Annotated in this window: 19 protein-coding genes, 2 tRNA genes and 1 riboswitch; of the genes, 14 read left to right on the forward strand and 7 right to left on the reverse strand. The window is 73.3% G+C overall.

The window, feature by feature from the left end:
* Position 1: 1 nt before the first annotated feature.
* Complete coding sequence (gene treY, locus BFL37_RS08685; protein WP_086514725.1) at positions 2–2,347, reverse strand: malto-oligosyltrehalose synthase; 2,346 nt, start codon at positions 2,345–2,347, stop codon at positions 2–4.
* Positions 2,344–4,548, reverse strand: a complete 2,205-nt coding sequence (glgX, locus tag BFL37_RS08690) for a glycogen debranching protein GlgX (protein WP_086514726.1) — start codon at positions 4,546–4,548, stop codon at positions 2,344–2,346. The genes treY and glgX overlap by 4 nt, the downstream gene beginning before the upstream one ends.
* A 206-nt stretch (positions 4,549–4,754) precedes the next feature.
* Here glgX and BFL37_RS08695 point away from each other — a divergent pair, with 206 nt between their 5' ends.
* The 6 genes from BFL37_RS08695 (at position 4,755) to BFL37_RS08720 (ending at position 9,180) form a co-directional block, all read left to right on the forward strand.
* On the forward strand, positions 4,755–5,087 hold the full coding sequence (locus tag BFL37_RS08695) for a spore germination protein GerW family protein (RefSeq protein ID WP_086514861.1): 333 nt from the start codon (positions 4,755–4,757) through the stop codon (positions 5,085–5,087).
* A gap of 122 nt (positions 5,088–5,209) precedes the next feature.
* A riboswitch (TPP riboswitch) is annotated at positions 5,210–5,310 on the forward strand.
* 34 nt (positions 5,311–5,344) lie between these two features.
* Positions 5,345–6,004 (forward strand): ECF transporter S component, encoded by a 660-nt coding sequence (locus tag BFL37_RS08700; protein ID WP_086514727.1) that lies wholly within the window; start codon positions 5,345–5,347, stop codon positions 6,002–6,004.
* A gap of 2 nt (positions 6,005–6,006) precedes the next feature.
* Positions 6,007–7,569, forward strand: coding sequence for an ABC transporter ATP-binding protein (locus tag BFL37_RS08705; RefSeq protein ID WP_086514728.1), 1,563 nt, complete (start codon positions 6,007–6,009; stop codon positions 7,567–7,569).
* On the forward strand, positions 7,566–8,360 hold the full coding sequence (locus tag BFL37_RS08710; protein WP_086514729.1) for an energy-coupling factor transporter transmembrane component T family protein: 795 nt from the start codon (positions 7,566–7,568) through the stop codon (positions 8,358–8,360). The genes BFL37_RS08705 and BFL37_RS08710 overlap by 4 nt, the downstream gene beginning before the upstream one ends.
* A complete protein-coding gene (locus tag BFL37_RS08715) occupies positions 8,350–8,898 on the forward strand; it encodes an ATP-binding protein (RefSeq protein ID WP_086514730.1) in 549 nt (182 codons plus the stop codon). Before BFL37_RS08710 ends, BFL37_RS08715 begins: the two co-directional genes overlap by 11 nt.
* A gap of 9 nt (positions 8,899–8,907) precedes the next feature.
* Positions 8,908–9,180 carry a hypothetical protein gene (locus tag BFL37_RS08720; RefSeq protein WP_086514731.1) on the forward strand — a complete coding sequence of 91 codons (273 nt, stop codon included), beginning with the start codon at positions 8,908–8,910 and terminating at the stop codon, positions 9,178–9,180.
* A 105-nt stretch (positions 9,181–9,285) separates the two neighbouring features.
* Here BFL37_RS08720 and BFL37_RS08725 read toward each other — a convergent pair whose 3' ends face one another.
* From BFL37_RS08725 to orn, 3 genes are all read right to left on the reverse strand, one after another.
* Positions 9,286–9,636, reverse strand: coding sequence for a metallopeptidase family protein (locus tag BFL37_RS08725; RefSeq protein ID WP_086514732.1), 351 nt, complete (start codon positions 9,634–9,636; stop codon positions 9,286–9,288).
* 97 nt (positions 9,637–9,733) lie between these two features.
* Positions 9,734–9,809: transfer RNA gene (locus BFL37_RS08730), tRNA-His, on the reverse strand.
* A 44-nt stretch (positions 9,810–9,853) separates the two neighbouring features.
* The gene (gene orn / locus BFL37_RS08735) at positions 9,854–10,474 is read right to left on the reverse strand and encodes an oligoribonuclease (protein ID WP_086514733.1); all 621 of its coding nucleotides are present in this window, start codon (positions 10,472–10,474) and stop codon (positions 9,854–9,856) included.
* Between the two features lie 56 nt (positions 10,475–10,530).
* On the opposite strand from orn, the gene BFL37_RS08740 reads away from it, so the two are divergent.
* From BFL37_RS08740 to nadE, 4 genes are all read left to right on the forward strand, one after another.
* On the forward strand, positions 10,531–10,746 hold the full coding sequence (locus BFL37_RS08740) for an SCO4848 family membrane protein (protein WP_086514734.1): 216 nt from the start codon (positions 10,531–10,533) through the stop codon (positions 10,744–10,746).
* A gap of 62 nt (positions 10,747–10,808) precedes the next feature.
* Positions 10,809–11,108: a thioredoxin family protein gene (locus BFL37_RS08745; protein ID WP_086514862.1), complete on the forward strand. Its 300-nt coding sequence runs from the start codon at positions 10,809–10,811 to the stop codon at positions 11,106–11,108.
* Positions 11,109–11,122: 14 nt separating this feature from the next.
* Positions 11,123–11,195 (forward strand) — tRNA-Arg (locus BFL37_RS08750).
* A 40-nt stretch (positions 11,196–11,235) separates the two neighbouring features.
* On the forward strand, positions 11,236–12,057 hold the full coding sequence (gene nadE, locus BFL37_RS08755; RefSeq protein WP_086514735.1) for an ammonia-dependent NAD(+) synthetase: 822 nt from the start codon (positions 11,236–11,238) through the stop codon (positions 12,055–12,057).
* 76 nt (positions 12,058–12,133) lie between these two features.
* Here the strand turns inward: nadE and BFL37_RS08760 are convergent, their stop codons facing one another.
* Together BFL37_RS08760 and BFL37_RS08765 are read right to left on the reverse strand one after the other, a co-directional pair.
* Positions 12,134–12,838: a hypothetical protein gene (locus tag BFL37_RS08760; protein ID WP_086514736.1), complete on the reverse strand. Its 705-nt coding sequence runs from the start codon at positions 12,836–12,838 to the stop codon at positions 12,134–12,136.
* An 84-nt stretch (positions 12,839–12,922) separates the two neighbouring features.
* Complete coding sequence (locus tag BFL37_RS08765) at positions 12,923–13,159, reverse strand: hypothetical protein (RefSeq protein ID WP_086514737.1); 237 nt, start codon at positions 13,157–13,159, stop codon at positions 12,923–12,925.
* Positions 13,160–13,329: 170 nt separating this feature from the next.
* Here BFL37_RS08765 and msrA point away from each other — a divergent pair, with 170 nt between their 5' ends.
* From msrA to BFL37_RS08790, 4 genes are all read left to right on the forward strand, one after another.
* Entirely contained in the window at positions 13,330–13,857 is a 528-nt protein-coding gene (msrA, locus tag BFL37_RS08770) for a peptide-methionine (S)-S-oxide reductase MsrA (protein WP_086514738.1), read from the forward strand.
* A gap of 107 nt (positions 13,858–13,964) precedes the next feature.
* Positions 13,965–14,213 carry a hypothetical protein gene (locus BFL37_RS08775; protein WP_241533925.1) on the forward strand — a complete coding sequence of 83 codons (249 nt, stop codon included), beginning with the start codon at positions 13,965–13,967 and terminating at the stop codon, positions 14,211–14,213.
* Positions 14,214–14,750: 537 nt separating this feature from the next.
* The gene (locus tag BFL37_RS08785) at positions 14,751–15,314 is read left to right on the forward strand and encodes a MarR family winged helix-turn-helix transcriptional regulator (protein ID WP_086514741.1); all 564 of its coding nucleotides are present in this window, start codon (positions 14,751–14,753) and stop codon (positions 15,312–15,314) included.
* Positions 15,311–15,793, forward strand: coding sequence for a DUF6993 domain-containing protein (locus BFL37_RS08790; RefSeq protein ID WP_086514742.1), 483 nt, complete (start codon positions 15,311–15,313; stop codon positions 15,791–15,793). Before BFL37_RS08785 ends, BFL37_RS08790 begins: the two co-directional genes overlap by 4 nt.
* The last annotated feature ends 20 nt before the right edge of the window (positions 15,794–15,813 follow it).

Here is a 15,813-nt window from a genome sequence, read left to right on the forward strand (position 1 = left end):
CTCAGCTCCCGGGGGTGAGGTCGGCGGCGGTGGATGCGGGCGCGAGGATCGCGACCGGGTAGTCGGCGAGGAGCGCCGCGACGGACACGCGCCCGCCGTCGAGGCGGCGACCGCTCACGTGGTCGACGAGCTCGCCGTAGGGCAGCGTGATCGTGGTGGATCCCCACCCGCCGCCGGACTCCAGCCCGACGGGCAGGCGGGTGGCGACGGTGATCGCCCCGCCGCGGTCGAAGGCGATGACGTGCGCCGCCGCGTCGCCGGTGGCGCGCACGGGCTCGTAGCCCGTGAAGAGCTCCGGGTGGTCGCGGCGGAGGCGGAGCGCGCGCGCCGTGACGAGGAGCTTGGCGGCGCCCGTCTCGTCGATCGCGGGCTCGGCGCCCTTGAGGACGGCGTCGAGGGCGGCGCGGCGCATGCCGAAGTCGACCTCGCGGCGGTTGTCGGGATCCACGAGGCTCGTCTCCCACAGCTCGCTGCCCTGGTAGACGTCGGGCATGCCGGGTGCCGTGAGCTGGATGGCCTTCGCCGCCAGCGCGTTCGACCAGCCGGGGCCGGAGAGGCGGTCGTAGAGCCCGCCGACGATCGTGCGGGCGCGCGGGTCGTCGAACGCGGCGTCGACGAGCGCGTGCATGCGCTCCTCGAAGGCCTCGTCGGGCGCGGTCCACGTGGTCGAGTCGCCGGCCTCGCGTGACGCCTTCTCGGCGTACGCGTGGAGGCGCTCGCGCGACGCGGGCCAGGTGCCGACGAGCGTCTGCCAGAGCAGGTTCTCGAACGGGCCGTCGCCGGTGGGCGCGACCTCGCGCAGCTGGCCGAGCGCGTCGCGCCAGGCCTCCGGCGTCTCGGAGAGCACGTCGATGCGGGCCCGGACGTCCTCGCCGCGCTTGGTGTCGTGCGTGGAGAGCGTCGTCATCGCGTGCGGCGCGATGCGGTGGCGCTCCTGCTGGCGCGCGTGGAAGTCGTCGACGTCGATCGCGAAGATCGACGGGTCGGCGCCGACCTCGTTGAGGGAGACGAGGCGCGAGTAGCGGTAGAACGCGGTGTCCTCGACGCCCTTGGCCATGACCATGCCGCTCGTCTGCTGGAAGCGCTGCGCGACGAGGGTGGACGGATCCGACAGCTGCGGCATGAGCGCGTCGATGGTGGCGACGAGGTCGGGCCGGCTGGTGCGGGCGGCCTCGGCGGCCTCCTCGAGGTGCTGGATCCCGCCGGGCAGGTAGCTGCGGTAGACGGGGAAGGTCGCGAGCAGCTCGGCGAGCGCGTCGGCGGCGTCCGTGGGAGCGTCCTCCACGAGGCGCTCGAGGCGGAGCACCTCGCTGCGGAGGATCCCGTCGGCGATGCCGCGCTTCGTGCCGCGGATCATGTCGGCCCAGCTCGTGAGCTCGCCCTGCGGCAGCCCGCGGAGCGACGCCTCGAGGTGATCGAGCTCGACCTGGCCGTCGGGGTCGACGAGCACGCGGTCGATCTCCGCGAGCGCGTCGTAGCCCGTGGTGCCGGCGGTGGCCCAGTCGGTGGGCAGCGTCTCGCCGGGCTCGAGGATCTTCTCCACGAGTACGTACGCGCCGCCCGTGATGCGGGCGAGGTCGTCGAGGTAGCCCTTCGGGTCCAGCAGGCCGTCCGGGTGGTCGACCCGGAGCCCGTCGGCGAGGCCCTCGCGGAACCAGCGGGAGATCTCGGCGTGCGACTCCTCGAACACGCGCGGCAGCTCGACGCGGATTCCCGCGAGCGTGTTGACGGCGAAGAAGCGGCGGTAGTTGAGCTCGGCGTCGGCGCGACGCCAGTTGACCAGCTCGTAGGACTGGCGCGCGTGCACCGTGCGGGCGTCCGCGTCGTCCTCGGCCGTGCCGGGCGCGACGGGGAACCGCTGGTCGTAGTAGCGGAGCTCGACGGTGCCGTCGTCGCCGCGGACGAGCATCAGCTCGTCCAGCTCGGACTCGCCGTCGCCGAGCACGGGGATCCGCACCTTGCCGCCGCCGAAGTCCCAGTCCACGTCGAACGCGTCGGCGTAGCGGCTCGCGGTGCCGTGCGTGAGGAGGTCCCACCACCAGACGCTCTCGACGGGCGTCGCGACGCCGACGTGGTTCGGGACGATGTCCACGAGCACGCCGAGGCCCAGCTCGTGGGCGCGGTCCGCGACGGCCTTCATGCCCGCGGCGCCGCCGCGGGAGGGGTCGACCTGCGAGTGGTCGACGACGTCGTAGCCGTGGTCGGATCCGGGCTCGGCCGCGAGGATCGGGCTGAGGTACACCCAGTCCGCGCCGAGGTCCTTCACGTACGGCAGCTGCTCGGCCACGGCGGCGAGGTCGAACGACTCCCGCACCTGGAACCGGTAGGTGGAGATGGGGGTTCTCAACTGATGTCGCTCCTTGGGTCTGCGGCCGGCCGGTCGGCCTGCGCGTGGGTGAGGACGGCGAGGCTCGCCGCGACCGAGTGGTCGGGTTCCACCTCGGGCTCGGTGTAGGCGCGCAGCACCACGAGCGCCTTGGCCGCCACCTCCACGACGCTACTCGCGCGGAGGGCCGTCGAGTCGGCTCCGACGCCCGCGGTGTCGATCACGGTCTCCCACGCGTCCGCGTACTCGTCCGACGGGAGCGTGAAGGCGACCGGCTCGTCGTGGGCGTTGAAGTAGAGGAGGAAGTGCGTGTCGTAGATGTCCTCGCCCCGGCGGTCGCGCCCGCGGATCCCGTTCCCGTTGAGGAACATGCCGATCGCGCGGAGGCCGGACTCCCAGTCGTCGTCGACCATCGGCGTCGCGTCGGCGTCGAGCCACACGATGTCCGGCAGCGGCTCCCCCTCGCCGCGGCGCACGGGACGCCCGTCGAAGAACCGCCCGCGGCGGAAGGTCGGGTGCTCCTTGCGCAGGCGCACCACCGAGGCGGTGAACTCCACGAGCGGCTGGTCGGCCTGGTCCCAGTGCACCCAGCTGATCTCGTTGTCCTGCGCGTACGTGTTGTTGTTGCCCTGCTGGGTGCGGCCGAGCTCGTCGCCGTGCAGGATCATCGGCACGCCCTGCGACAGGATCATCGTCGCGAGCATGTTGCGCTGCTGGCGGCCGCGGAGCGTCAGCACCTCCGGGTCGTCCGTCGGCCCCTCCACGCCCATGTTCCACGAGCGGTTGTGGCTCTCGCCGTCGTTGTTGTCCTCGCCGTTGGCCTCGTTGTGCTTCTCGTTGTAGGAGACGAGGTCCGCGATCGTGAAGCCGTCGTGCGCGGTGATGAAGTTGATCGACGCCACCGGCCGGCGCCCCGAGTGCTCGTAGAGGTCGGCCGAGCCCGTGATGCGCGCCGCGAACTCGCCGAGCGAGGAGGCCTCGCCGCGCCAGAAGTCGCGCACGGTGTCGCGGTACTTGCCGTTCCACTCGGTCCACTGCGGCGGGAAGTTGCCCACCTGGTAGCCGCCGGGGCCCACGTCCCAGGGCTCGGCGATGAGCTTGACCTGCGACACCACCGGATCCTGCTGCACGAGCTCGAAGAAGGTCGCGAGCTTGTCGACGTCGTAGAACTCGCGCGCGAGCGCCGAGGCGAGGTCGAAGCGGAAGCCGTCGACGTGCATCTCGGTGACCCAGTAGCGGAGCGAGTCCATGATCAGCTGCAGCGCGTGCGGGTGGCGCACGTTGAGCGAGTTGCCGGTGCCCGTGTAGTCCATGTAGTACGTGGGGTCGTCCTCCATGAGCCGGTAGTAGGCCTGGTTGTCGATGCCCTTGAACGAGAGCGTCGGCCCGAGGTGGTTGCCCTCGGCGGTGTGGTTGTAGACCACGTCGAGGATGACCTCGATGCCGGCGGAGTGCAGCGCGCGCACCATGGACTTGAACTCCTGCACCTGCTGGCCGAGCTCGCCCGTGGACGAGTAGGCGTTGTGCGGCGCGAAGAACCCGATGGTGTTGTAGCCCCAGTAGTTGCGGAGGCCCTTCTCGAGCAGCGTGTTGTCTTGCACGAACTGGTGCACGGCCATGAGCTCGATGGCCGTCACGCCGAGCTTCTGGAGGTGGTCGATGACCGCGGGGTGCGCGATGCCGGCGTAGGTGCCGCGCAGCTCCTCGGGGATCCGCGGGTTGAGCTGCGTGAGGCCCTTGACGTGCGCCTCGTAGACGACGGTCTCGCTGTAGGGGGTGCGGGGGAGGCGGTCGCCGTCCCAGTCGAAGAACGGGTTGACCACGACGCCGAGCATCATGTGCGGGCCCGAGTCCTCGTCGTTGCGGCTGGACGGGTCGCCGAACTCGTAGGCGAACAGCGACGGGTGCCAGTCGAACTCGCCGCAGGTGGCCTTGGCGTACGGATCCAGCAGCAGCTTCGCGGGGTTCGACCTGTGGCCGTCCTCGGGCTCGTACGGCCCGGTGACGCGGTAGCCGTAGCGCTGTCCCGGCTGCACGTGCGGGAGGTAGCAGTGCCAGACGTGGGCGTCGACCTCGGTGACGTCGACGCGGGTCTCAGTGCCGTCCTCCTCGATGAGGCACAGCTGCACCTTCTCGGCCACCTCGCTGAAGAGCGCGAAGTTCGTGCCGCTCCCGTCGAAGGTCGCGCCGAGCGGGTAGGGGTTTCCGGGCCAGGTCTTCAAGTGGTCCTCCAGTTGGGTCGACTCGTCCGCCGACGGCGCGCGGGGGTGCGTGCACGGGGTCCGTCGGGGGCGGGGCAGGCGGTGGATCCGCGTGGCCGCAGCGGCAGGGAGGCCGGATGCGACGCAGCGACGCACCAGGGGCGAGGGTACCGTGAGGACCCGGATCGCCCCGCATCCATCGGGCGTCGCGGGGTACGGTGGGACGCATGACCAACCTCGTCGCACAGCTCGCAGAGAACGTGAAGAACGCCGGAGTGGGGACGGTCTACGGCGACCCCCTCGACATCGACGGCTCGACCATCGTGCCCGTGGCATTCGCCTGGTACGGCTTCGGCGGGGGCAGCGACCTCCCCGACTCCGAGGGCAACGTCGCGGGCGGCGGCGGCGGGGGCGGCGCCACGTGGCCGATCGGCGCCTACGTCGCCACCGACGGCGAGGTGCGCTTCCAGCCCAACGTCATCGCGCTGCTCCCGGTGGCCACGCCCGTCATCTGGATCTCGGGCAAGGTCCTCGTCAAGCTCATCAAGACGCTCAAGTAGCCCTCCTTTCACGACCACCGCGGAGCGCGGGTGCCCGCGGGCACCCGCGCTCCCGTGCGTCCGGGGCCGTGCTCGCGCCCTGCGCCCCGGGCGCGTCGACCGCGCGCTAGGCTCACCGTGAACACGGGAGTCCGGTGAGCCGGGCTGAGAGGAAGATCACCAATCTTCGACCGTCGAACCTGATCTGGATCATGCCAGCGCAGGGAGGCTTCCATCTCGCACCCGTGCCCTCTTCCACTCCTTCGAAGGGCACGTCAATGACCGCATCACCCTCCTCCACCGCATCCGCCCCGTCCGGCGCCCCCGACACCGGCCCGCGCGCACTCCGCTCCGGCCTCCGCGCCCGCTGGCGGGTCATCGACATCGTCGTCGCCAGCGTCCTCGGCGTCGCGTGCGGCCTCGTCTTCGTCCTCTGGAACACGGCGTCCGTGCCGGTGAGCGGCTTCTTCCAGCCGCTGCTGCCGGGTCTGCAGGCCCTCGCGGGCGGCGGCTGGCTCTTCGCGGGCGTCCTCACGGGCATCGTGATCCGCAAGCCTGGCGCGGCCCTGTACGGCGAGCTGCTCGCGGCCTTCGTGTCGATGCTCGTCGGCAACGTCTGGGGCGTGGGCACGCTCCTCTCCGGCCTCACCCAGGGCCTCGGCGCGGAGCTCGTGCTCCTCGTCTTCCTCTACGCGAACTGGCGCGCCTACGTGGCCGTGCTCGCGGGCATGGGCGCCGGGCTCGGGATGGCGATCACCGACCTCATCACCTACTACCCGGGATCCACGCCGCTGTTCGCCACGATCTACACGACGGCGGCGCTCGTCTCGGGCGCGGTCATCGCCGGCCTGCTCTCCTGGCTCGTCGCCCGGGCGCTCGCCCGCACCGGCGCGCTCTCGCGCTTCGCCTCGGGCCGCGACACCGCGGCCCGCGTCTGACCGTGCGGCGGCCGGATCGTCGACCGGCGTCCGTCGGCGCATCCCGCGTCGGGCTCGGCGGGCCCGAAGCGTCGGCCGAGGCCTCGGGCGGTGCCTCCGTGCGGGCCGAGGGCTGGGGCTGGCGGCACGCCGGCCGGAGCGCGTGGGCCGTCCGCGACGTCGACCTCGCGATCGAGCCGGGGGAGCGCGTCCTCCTGCTCGGCGCGTCCGGTGCGGGCAAGACCACGCTCATGCACGCCCTCGCGGGCGTCCTCGGCGGTGACGACGAGGGGGAGACCCTCGGCTCGCTGCGCGTGGACGGGCAGGATCCGACCACCCGGCGGGGCCGCGCCGGCCTCGTGCTGCAGGACCCGGACGCGCAGGTGATCCTGTCCCGCGTCGGCGACGACGTCGCGTTCGGCTGCGAGAACCTCGGCGTCCCCCGCGAGGAGATCTGGGTCCGCGTCCGCGCGGCGCTCGACGCCGTCGGCCTCGACGTCGCCCTCGACCGCTCCACGACCGCGCTCTCCGGCGGCCAGAAGCAGCGCCTCGCCCTCGCCGGGGTCCTCGCCATGCGCCCCGGCCTCCTCCTCCTCGACGAGCCGACGGCGAACCTCGACCCCGAGGGCGTCGGCGAGGTGCGGCGCGCCGTCGAGTCCGTGGTCGAGCGGACCGGCGCGACCCTCGTGGTCATCGAGCACCGGGTCGCGGTGTGGCAGGACCTCGTCGACCGGGTGGTGGTGCTCGCCGCCGACGGCGGGATCCTCGCCGACGGCGCGCCCGACGACGTCCTCCGCGACCAGGGCGCGTCGCTCGCCGCCGCCGGCGTCTGGGTGCCGGGGCGGGAGCCCGCCGCGCCCGTGCGGGAGCGGGCCGCGACGGACGCGCTCGTGCGCGCGGAGGGCCTCGCCGTCGGGCGCGGCGGGCCGCGCGGCACCGTCGTCGCCGACGGCATCGACGCGGCGCTCTCCTCCGGCCGGGTCACCGCGCTCACCGGGCCGAACGGCGGAGGCAAGAGCACGCTCGCGCTGACCCTCGGCGGCCTGCTGCCCCCGCTGTCCGGCCGGGTCGTCGCGGAGGCGGGCCTCGCCGACGGGCTCGGCGCGGATCCCGCCGCCTGGCGGTCCCGCGAGCTGGCCTCCCGCATCGGGACCGTGTTCCAGGACCCCGAGCACCAGTTCCTCGCCGCCACCGTCCGCGCGGAGCTCGAGGTGGGGCCCCGCGCCGTGGGCATGGATGCCGCGGACGCCGCGCGCCGCGTGGACGAGCTGCTCCTCCGCCTGCGCCTCGACGGCCTCGCGCAGGCCAACCCCTTCACCCTCTCCGGCGGCGAGAAGCGGCGCCTCTCCGTCGCGACGGCACTCGCGACGGCGCCCCGGCTCCTCGTCCTCGACGAGCCGACGTTCGGGCAGGACGCCCGGACGTGGGCCGAGCTCGTCGAGCTCCTCGCCGACCTCGTCGACCGCGAGGGCGTCGGCGTCCTCGCCGTCACCCACGACGCGGACCTCGTCCGTGCGCTGGCCGACGACGTCCTCCGCCTCGACGCCGCCCCGGACCGGGCCGGCCGCCTCGAGGTCGTGCGATGAGCGCCGGCCCCGCCGCGGCCGTCCCCGTCGCCCGCGCGACCGGCCTCGCCGCGGTGAACCCCGTCGCGCGCCTGGCGGCCGCCCTCGTGCTGACGCTCGCCCTCGTGCTGAGCCTCGACGTGGTCTCGGCCGGCGCGGCGCTCGTCCTCGAGCTGCTGCTCCTGCCCTTCGCGGGGATCCGGCCGCGCGCGTTCCTCGTCCGCGGCATCCCCATCTGGATCGCGGCCCCCGGCGCCGGCCTCACGATCCTGCTCTACGGCCGCACGTCCGGCGACGTCTACGCCCAGTTCCTGCTCGTGGTCGTGAGCGAGGGCTCGGTGCTGCTGGCGGTGGCGACGACGCTGCGCGTGCTGGCCATCGGCGTCGCGTCGCTCATCCTCTTCTCGAACGTGGATCCCACGGACCTCGCCGACGGCCTGGCGCAGGTCGGGCGGCTGCCGTCGCGCTTCGTGCTCGGGGCCCTCGCGGGCGTCCGGCTCGTCGGCCTGCTCCTCGACGACTGGCGCTCGCTCGAGCTCGCCCGCCGCGCGCGGGGCGTGGCCGACCGCGGCCGCGTCCGCCGGTTCGCCGGCCAGGCCTTCGCCCTCCTCGTGCTCTCGATCCGGCGCGGCAGCAAGCTGGCGACCGCGATGGAGGCCCGGGGCTTCGGCGGGAGCACCGCCCGCACGTGGGCGCGCCCCAGCGTGGTCGGTCGGCGCGAGGCGCTCGTGCTCGCCGTGGCCGTGCTCGTCGCCGCCGGCTCGGTGACCGCGGCCGTGGCCGCGGGGACGTGGGACTTCGTTGCGGCCTGATCCGCGGGAGCGGCGCCCGGCGCTGGTCCTCGTCGACGGCCCGTCGGGTTCCGGCAAGTCGACCCTCGCCGACGTCCTCGTGCGCGACGGGGACGCGGACGCCCACCTGCCCGCGGGCGCCCAGCTCCTCCGGCTCGACGACGTCTACCCCGGCTGGGACGGCCTCGAGGCGGCGTCCCGGCACCTCGAGCGGCACGTCCTGCCCGAGATGCGTCGGGGCGGACGCCCGCGCTGGCGCCGCTGGGACTGGCACGCGGACGCGCCGGCGGAGTGGCACGACCTGGACCCGGTGCGCCCGCTCGTGGTCGAGGGCTGCGGATCCCTCACTCGCGCCGCCGCGCGCCTCGCCACGCACCGCATCTGGGTCGAGGCCGACGACGCCGTCCGCCGGGCCCGCGCCATCGCCCGGGACGGCGCGTCCTTCGCGGTCGAGTGGGAGCGGTGGGACGCCCAGTGGCGCGCGCACGTGGCCCGGGAGGATCCGCGCGCCCTGGCCGACGCCGTCGTCCGCACGGACGCCGTCGCGGCGTCCGGGTAGCCTGAGGCCATGACCGATTCCGCACCGTCCGACGTCCGCTACCTCGCCGTCTTCGCCGACGGCCCCCTCGAGGGCACCACCGAGACCCGCGTCCTCGTCGACGGCCAGCACGACGAGACCATCAGCACGATGTCCGCCGTGGAGGGCAAGGAGTCGCTGTTCCAGTACCGCGCGGGCGCGGTGTCCGAGGTCGCCGGCGAGCAGCGCGTCACCTACACGTTCGTGCCCGACGGCAGCGACGACGTCCTCGGCGAGGGCGACGACGAGTCCCTCGAGCTCTGATCCCCGTCCTCCCGGGCGCCTGAGGCGCCCGTCCACGACCCCGGCCCGTGACGCGGTGACCGGGGTCGTCGTGCGTCCGGCCGGCGACGCGTGGGCGTCGGCGGATCAGGCCCAGCCGAGCTCGTGCAGCCGTGCGTCGTCGATGCCGTGGAAGTGCGCGATCTCGTGCACGAGCGTGACGTGGACGAGGTCGCGCAGCGCGTCCATGTCCTCGGCCTCGTGCAGGTGCGGCTCGCGGTAGACGACGATGCGATCCGGCATCTCGCCGAACCCGTACTGGCCGCGCTCGGTCATGGCGACGCCGTCGTAGAGGCCGAGCAGGTCGAGCGACCCGTCCTCGGGCCGGTCCTCGACCACGAACACGACGTTGTCGAGCCCGTCGACCATCTCGTCCGGCAGCTCGTCCAGCTCGTCGACCACCAGCCGCTCGAAGTCGTCCGGATCGCAGTGCAGCACGGATCCAGCCTCCCACACGCCGATGGGGGAGCCGTCGGCCGGGCGGGCCGGAGACGACGGAAGGGCCGGGACCCTCTCGGATCCCGGCCCTTCCCGGTGGGGTGGACGACGGGGCTCGAACCCGCGACTTCCGGCTCCACAAGCCAGCGCTCTGCCAACTGAGCTACGCCCACCATGCGGCCGATCCCGCTCTCGCGGACGGCCATGAATGAGGATACTACAGCCGCGGGGCCCACGCGGACGTGACGTCCGCTGCGATGGACTGCACGTCGTCGGACGTGGGTCCCGGCGCCGGCACGAAGGCCGCGCGACGGTAGTACTCGAGCTCGCGGATCGACTCGAGGATGTCGGCGAGTGCCCGGTGGCCGCCGTTCTTGGCGGGGGAGTTGAAGTAGATCCGGGGGAACCACTCCTTGGCGAGGACCTTGATGGAGGAGACGTCGACGCTGCGGTAGTGCAGGTGCGCGTCCACCCGCGGCATGTACTTCGCGAGGAAGGCCCGATCGGTGCCGATGGTGTTGCCGGCGATGGGCGCCTTGCCGCCGTTCGGCACGTGCTGCAGCAGGTACTCGAGCACCGCGAACTCGGCGTCGGCGAGGCTCACCCCGGCGGGGATCTCGTCGAGCAGCCCGGAGGACCGGTGCATCTCCGTGACGAACTCGCCCATGTTGGCGAGCGCGGCGGGATCGGGGTTGATCACGATCGTGAAGCCGTCGTCCACGGGCACGAGGTCGAAGTCGGTGACGACCACCGCGACCTCCACCAGCTCGTCGATCGCGAGGTCGAGCCCCGTCATCTCGCAGTCGATCCACACCAGCCGGTCCGCGTTGTTGCCCATCCCCCGATCCTATCGGCGGGCCCGGGCCGCCCCGATGCGCCGCCTACCATGGGGGAGTGATCACCCTCCTCGCCGTCCTCCTCATCGTCAACGGCGTCTGGAACGTCGTCGTCTGGCCGCAGTTCCTCAACCGGGTCGCGAAGGACCCGCGCGCTCGCGCCGCGGACGGCTCCCGCACCCCCTTCTTCACGGTGCACCTCGTGCTGGTGTCCGTGTCCCTGCTCCTCGCCCTCGTGTCGATCGTCGCCGCCGTCGCGGCGTTCGTCTCCTGACCTCCGACGAGCGCACGCCGGGATCGCCGGCGCCCGTCGCCGCCGACGGCGTGCGGGTCCTGATGTTCTCCTCGCTGTTCTGCGTCCCGTGCCAGTCGACCCGCCGAGTGCTCGGCGAGGTCCGGCGGCTCGTGCCCTGGCTCCCGATCGAGGAGCTCGACGTGGCGGCTCACCCGGACCTCGCCGAGGAGCAGCGCATCCGCTCCACGCCCACGATCATCGTGCGCGCCGGCGACCGCGAGGTGCTCCGCGCGGAGGGCGTGCCCACCGCCCCGCAGGTGCTGCAGGCGGTGGTGCGGGCGATGGACGGGGCGACGCCGCCCGGCTCCCAGGGCGCCCGGGACCGCCGGGACCCCGCGTAGTACCCTCGTCTCGACCCCCTGTAGCTCAATGGATAGAGCATCGGCCTTCTAATCCGACGGTTGCGCGTTCGAGTCGCGCCGGGGGGACCCGCTGTCGGATGCGCGCGATCGGCCGTAGATTCATCGCATGCGCGACATCCAGTCACAGATCATCGCCGCCCTCGAGGTGCGTCCGACCATCGATCCCGCCGACGAGGTCCGCAAGCGCGTCGACTTCCTCAAGGCCTACCTCAGGTCCACCGGGGCCGAGGGCTTCGTCCTCGGGGTCAGCGGCGGGCAGGACTCGTCCCTCGCCGGGCGCCTCGCCCAGCTCGCCATCGAGGAGCTCGCCGCCGAGGGGCTCCTCGCCGAGTTCGTCGCCGTCCGCCTCCCGTACGGCGTGCAGGCCGACGAGGAGGACGCGCAGCTGGCGCTCTCCTTCATCGAGCCGAAGTCGAGCGTCGTGTTCGACATCAAGCGCGCCGTCGACGGCTTCCAGGCGGAGTACGCCGATTCCGCCGGGCACGCGATGACCGACTTCACCAAGGGCAACGTCAAGGCGCGCTCGCGCATGGTGGCCCAGTACGCGCTGGCCGGCCAGGCCCGACTGCTGGTGATCGGCACGGACCACGCGGCCGAGGCGGTCACGGGCTTCTTCACGAAGTACGGCGACGGCGGCGCCGACCTGCTCCCGCTGACGGGCCTCACGAAGCGCCAGGGCCGTGCGCTGCTCGAGCACCTCGGCGCGCCCGAGCGCCTGTACCTCAAGGCCCCCACCGCCGACCTCCTCGACGACACCCCCGGCCAGACCGACGAGGCGAACCTCGGCCTCACGTACGCCGACATCGACGACTTCCTCGAGGGCCGGGACGTCGACGACGAGGTGGCCGAGGCGATCGAGGCCCGCTACGCGAGCACCGAGCACAAGAGGCGCGTCCCCGCGAGCATGTTCGACGACTGGTGGAGATGATCCCGGCCTGACCGGACGCCAAGACGCCCCGCCCCTCGAAAGAGGTGCGGGGCGTCGTCGCGTCCGGTCGAGGGCGTCAGCGGCGCTCGCTCTCCGCGGTGCGCGAGTTGGCGGCTGCCGACGAGGGCACGGGCGGGCTGTACTGCTCGTCGGGGGACTCCACCCGGCGCTCCGCGGCGGGCTGGTCGTCTCCGCTGCGCCACGGCACCGGGACGGGAGCGATCGCGGTCGGCTCGGCCTGGCGTCGGTCGGGCTGAGCCGCGGGGGCGTCGGCGGTGGGCTGGTCGTCCTCGAACTGCCAGCGGCTGATGTCGCCCTGGAAGATCTTGCGCGCACGACCCGGGTGGTGCTGCCACTCGACCATGCGGTCGCGGAACTCGGCGAGCTGCGCGTCGAACTGGAAGCCGAAGCTCCCGCTGCCGCGCTTGAACTCGGTGATCTCGTGCGCGGCCCAGGTGGCGGCGGTGGCAGCGCCCTTGACGGGCAGCAGACGGATGCGGATGTCGGCCTCGCCGGCGGCGCGGTCGGCCAGCACGCGCTCCTGCGCCGTGAGCCCGTCCCAGACGGACGCCTGGCGCGCGGCATCGACCAGCACGCCGATGGCGGCCGCCTTCACCTCGCGGTCGTGGCGCGTGAGGATCCGCTGCGTGGCACCGCGCGCGATGAGGGCGGCGAGCACGCCGGCCACCACGATGGCGACGAAGGGGACGACGACGCCGGAGAGGAGCTGCGTGCCCCGCTCGGACGCGAGGGCATCGAGGAGATCATTCCACCACTGCATGCGGCGACCGTACCCCGGGCTCCCGTCGCGCACGGGGAGGCGGCGCGGGCGCGTCGCGCGGGTACCCGCCCGCAGCCGCGGGCCTCAGAACCGCAGGCAGTCGACCGCGTCCTGCAGGGCCCAGAAGTCGCCGAGGGGCACGAACCCCTGCGCGTCCCGACGCAGTCGCTTCGCCCGGAAGCGCTCGCCCTGCGGATCGTGCATGCGCTCGACGTACCCCAGCACGGCGCCGTCCGGCCGGGTGACGCGGAGGAGCCCGTCGTGCAGCTCGCGGACCTGGGCCGCCGAGCGCGCCAGGGGGGTGTAGGTGATGCTGGGCATGGTGTCCTCCGTCCGTGCGCCGCCGGCCCGGCGGTGTCCCGATGTCACCGAAGCTACGGGCGACCACCGACATCGAGGGGGCATGGAATGGGAGCCGCCCGATGACGGTTCCCTCCCATGTCGACCACCGCGGACCTCGCGCGCGTCGACGGGAAGTAGGTTCATCTCTCATGCAGACATTCATCCTCGCCGGCGGCTGCTTCTGGTGCCTCGATGCGGTCTACCGCACGCTCGACGGCGTCCAGGACGTCATCTCCGGCTACATCGGCGGGCACACCGCCCACCCCTCCTACGACGCCGTGTGCACGGGTGCCACCGGTCACGCCGAGGCGGTGAAGGTGGTCTTCGACGAGGAGGTCATCCCCGCCGACGTGATCCTCGACGTGTTCTTCACGCTGCACGACCCGCGCCAGCTGAACCGCCAGGGCGCCGACGTCGGCACGCAGTACCGCTCGGCCATGTTCCCGGCCGACGCGGAGCAGGAGCAGCTGTTCCGCGACGCCATCGCGCGCGCCGGCGAGCTGTGGGACGGCACCGCCGTCACCACGATCGAGCCGGTCGGCACCTGGTACGACGCGGAGGACTACCACCAGGACTTCTTCGCGAAGAACCCGGGCCAGGGCTACTGCAACGCGGTCGCCGTGCCCAAGGTCAACAAGGTGCGGAAGTCGTTCGCGCAGTACGTGCGCGCCGCCTGATCCACGTGCTCCACGACGCCCCGCGGCCTGTACGGCCGCGGGGCGTCGGCGTACGATCGGCACGTCCGGGCGACGGAGCCCGGGCAGGAGGGACGACGACGATGTCGATGACCACGAGCACGAGCACGAGCACGAGCACGACCACCAGCACCACGAGCGGCATCCCGCGGACGGCGGGCAAGACCTGGGTGGCCTTCGGGGCCACGGGGGCGATCGCCTCCATCCACTCGCACGAGGACGGCTACGAGGTGCGGTCACTGCACCGCGGCGTCGTCGCCGGCACCTATCCCACGCTCGAGATCGCGAAGGCCGCCCTCCGGGCCGGCCACGACGACCTCCGCTTCTCCGAGCACTGAGCCGCCGCCCGCTCCTCCCCAGCGGAGGCGCGTGGCACGGGTCCCGCGATCCGCGCGCGGCGGGCGGTACGACGTCGCGGTCCCGCATGCTGCGTCCGCGGTCGACCGATCGCCGGACGGGGGACGCATGCTGGTGGACGGCGCGGAGCGTGGAGCGGAGTCGCTGTCGATCCGGACGGTGGTCGCGCTGCACGGGTCCGTGGTCCGGCCCCCGCGTCACGTCCGCACCACGGAGGGCTGGGAGGTCACCAGCCTGCTCGTCGGTGGACGCTCCGGGCGAGGGTCGACCCACCGCCGAGAGATGCCGCGCGTGCCCGCCGACGTAGCCGACGCCCCGCTCCTCGTCGTGTGCTCCGGAGCCGGGGCGTGCCGGGCGCTGGGGCGCCTCGCGATCGGAGACGACGTGATCGTCGTGGGGGATCTCGTGCCGCGACGAGCCGGCCGGCCCGAGGACGACGCCGTCGAGCTCGTGGCGGAGACGGTGCTCGCCCGATCGGGGTCCGCGTCGTCGGCGGCGCCGGAGCCTAGGATCGCACCATGAGCGGATCCCCCCGGTGGCTCGAGCCGGACCAGCAGCGCGCCTGGCGGACGGTCATCGTCGCGCTGAACCACGTCAGCGAGCGCATCGAGCGCGAGCTCCTCCGTGACTCCGGGATGCCGCACGCCTACTACATGATCCTCGTGCGGCTCTCCGAGGCGGACGGCTGCGCGCTCCCGATGAGCGTCCTCGCCCGGGCGCTCCAGGCGTCGGCGAGCCGCACCTCCCACGCCGTGACCCGGCTGGAGCAGCTGGGGTGGGTCCGCCGCTCGCGGTCGCCGCACGACGGCCGGAGCCTGCTCGCGGAGCTCACCGACGAGGGCCGCGCGACCCTCGAGGCCGCGGCCCCGGGACACGCCGAGGAGGTGCTCCGCACGGTGTTCGATCCGTTGACGCCGGAGCAGACCTCGCAGCTCGAGGCCATCGCACGGGATATCCTCGCGAGCATGAGCGCATCCTCCCTCGACGACGGCCGGGGGAGCGCCCGAGGCGACGACCTCGCCATCCCCCCGGCACCCGACCGCGACGGCGACCAGGCCCGCGCCGACGAGCCCGCCGCGTGATTCGCGTCAGCCGCGCCCTCGTGGCGCCGGCGCTCCTCGGCGCCCTGCTCCTCTCGGCCTGCACGCAGTCGCCCGCCGCGCCGGAGCCGACGGCGTCCGCCGCCGTGACGGAGGGCGTGGACCCGGGCGCGTCGCCGGCCGCGCCCACCATCGCGCCCGTGGACCCGGACGGCACGGCAGAGGGCAACCTGCCCGCGTTCGAGGCGACCGCGGGAGGCGTCGTCGCCGCGGACCCGAACGCGCAGGGCCGCGCCCTCGTGGACGCGCTCGTCGCCGCGGGCTTTCCGAAGGACCGCATGGAGGTCACCGCCGACGCCACGCCCCTCGGCAACTCCGTCGACTCGATCCTCGTGTCGGTGCGGCTGCAGGACGGCTGCCTCATCGGGCAGCGGGCGCAGGACGGCTTCAGCGCCCATGTGGAGCCGGTGCTCTCCTCGGATCGCTGCCTGGTCGGGCAGACGCGCTCGATCGACTGGTGAGCGCGCGGCGACGGGGTCCA

This window comes from Clavibacter michiganensis (assembly GCF_002151125.1).
In the GTDB taxonomy this organism is placed as follows: Bacteria; Actinomycetota; Actinomycetes; order Actinomycetales; family Microbacteriaceae; genus Clavibacter; species Clavibacter michiganensis_C.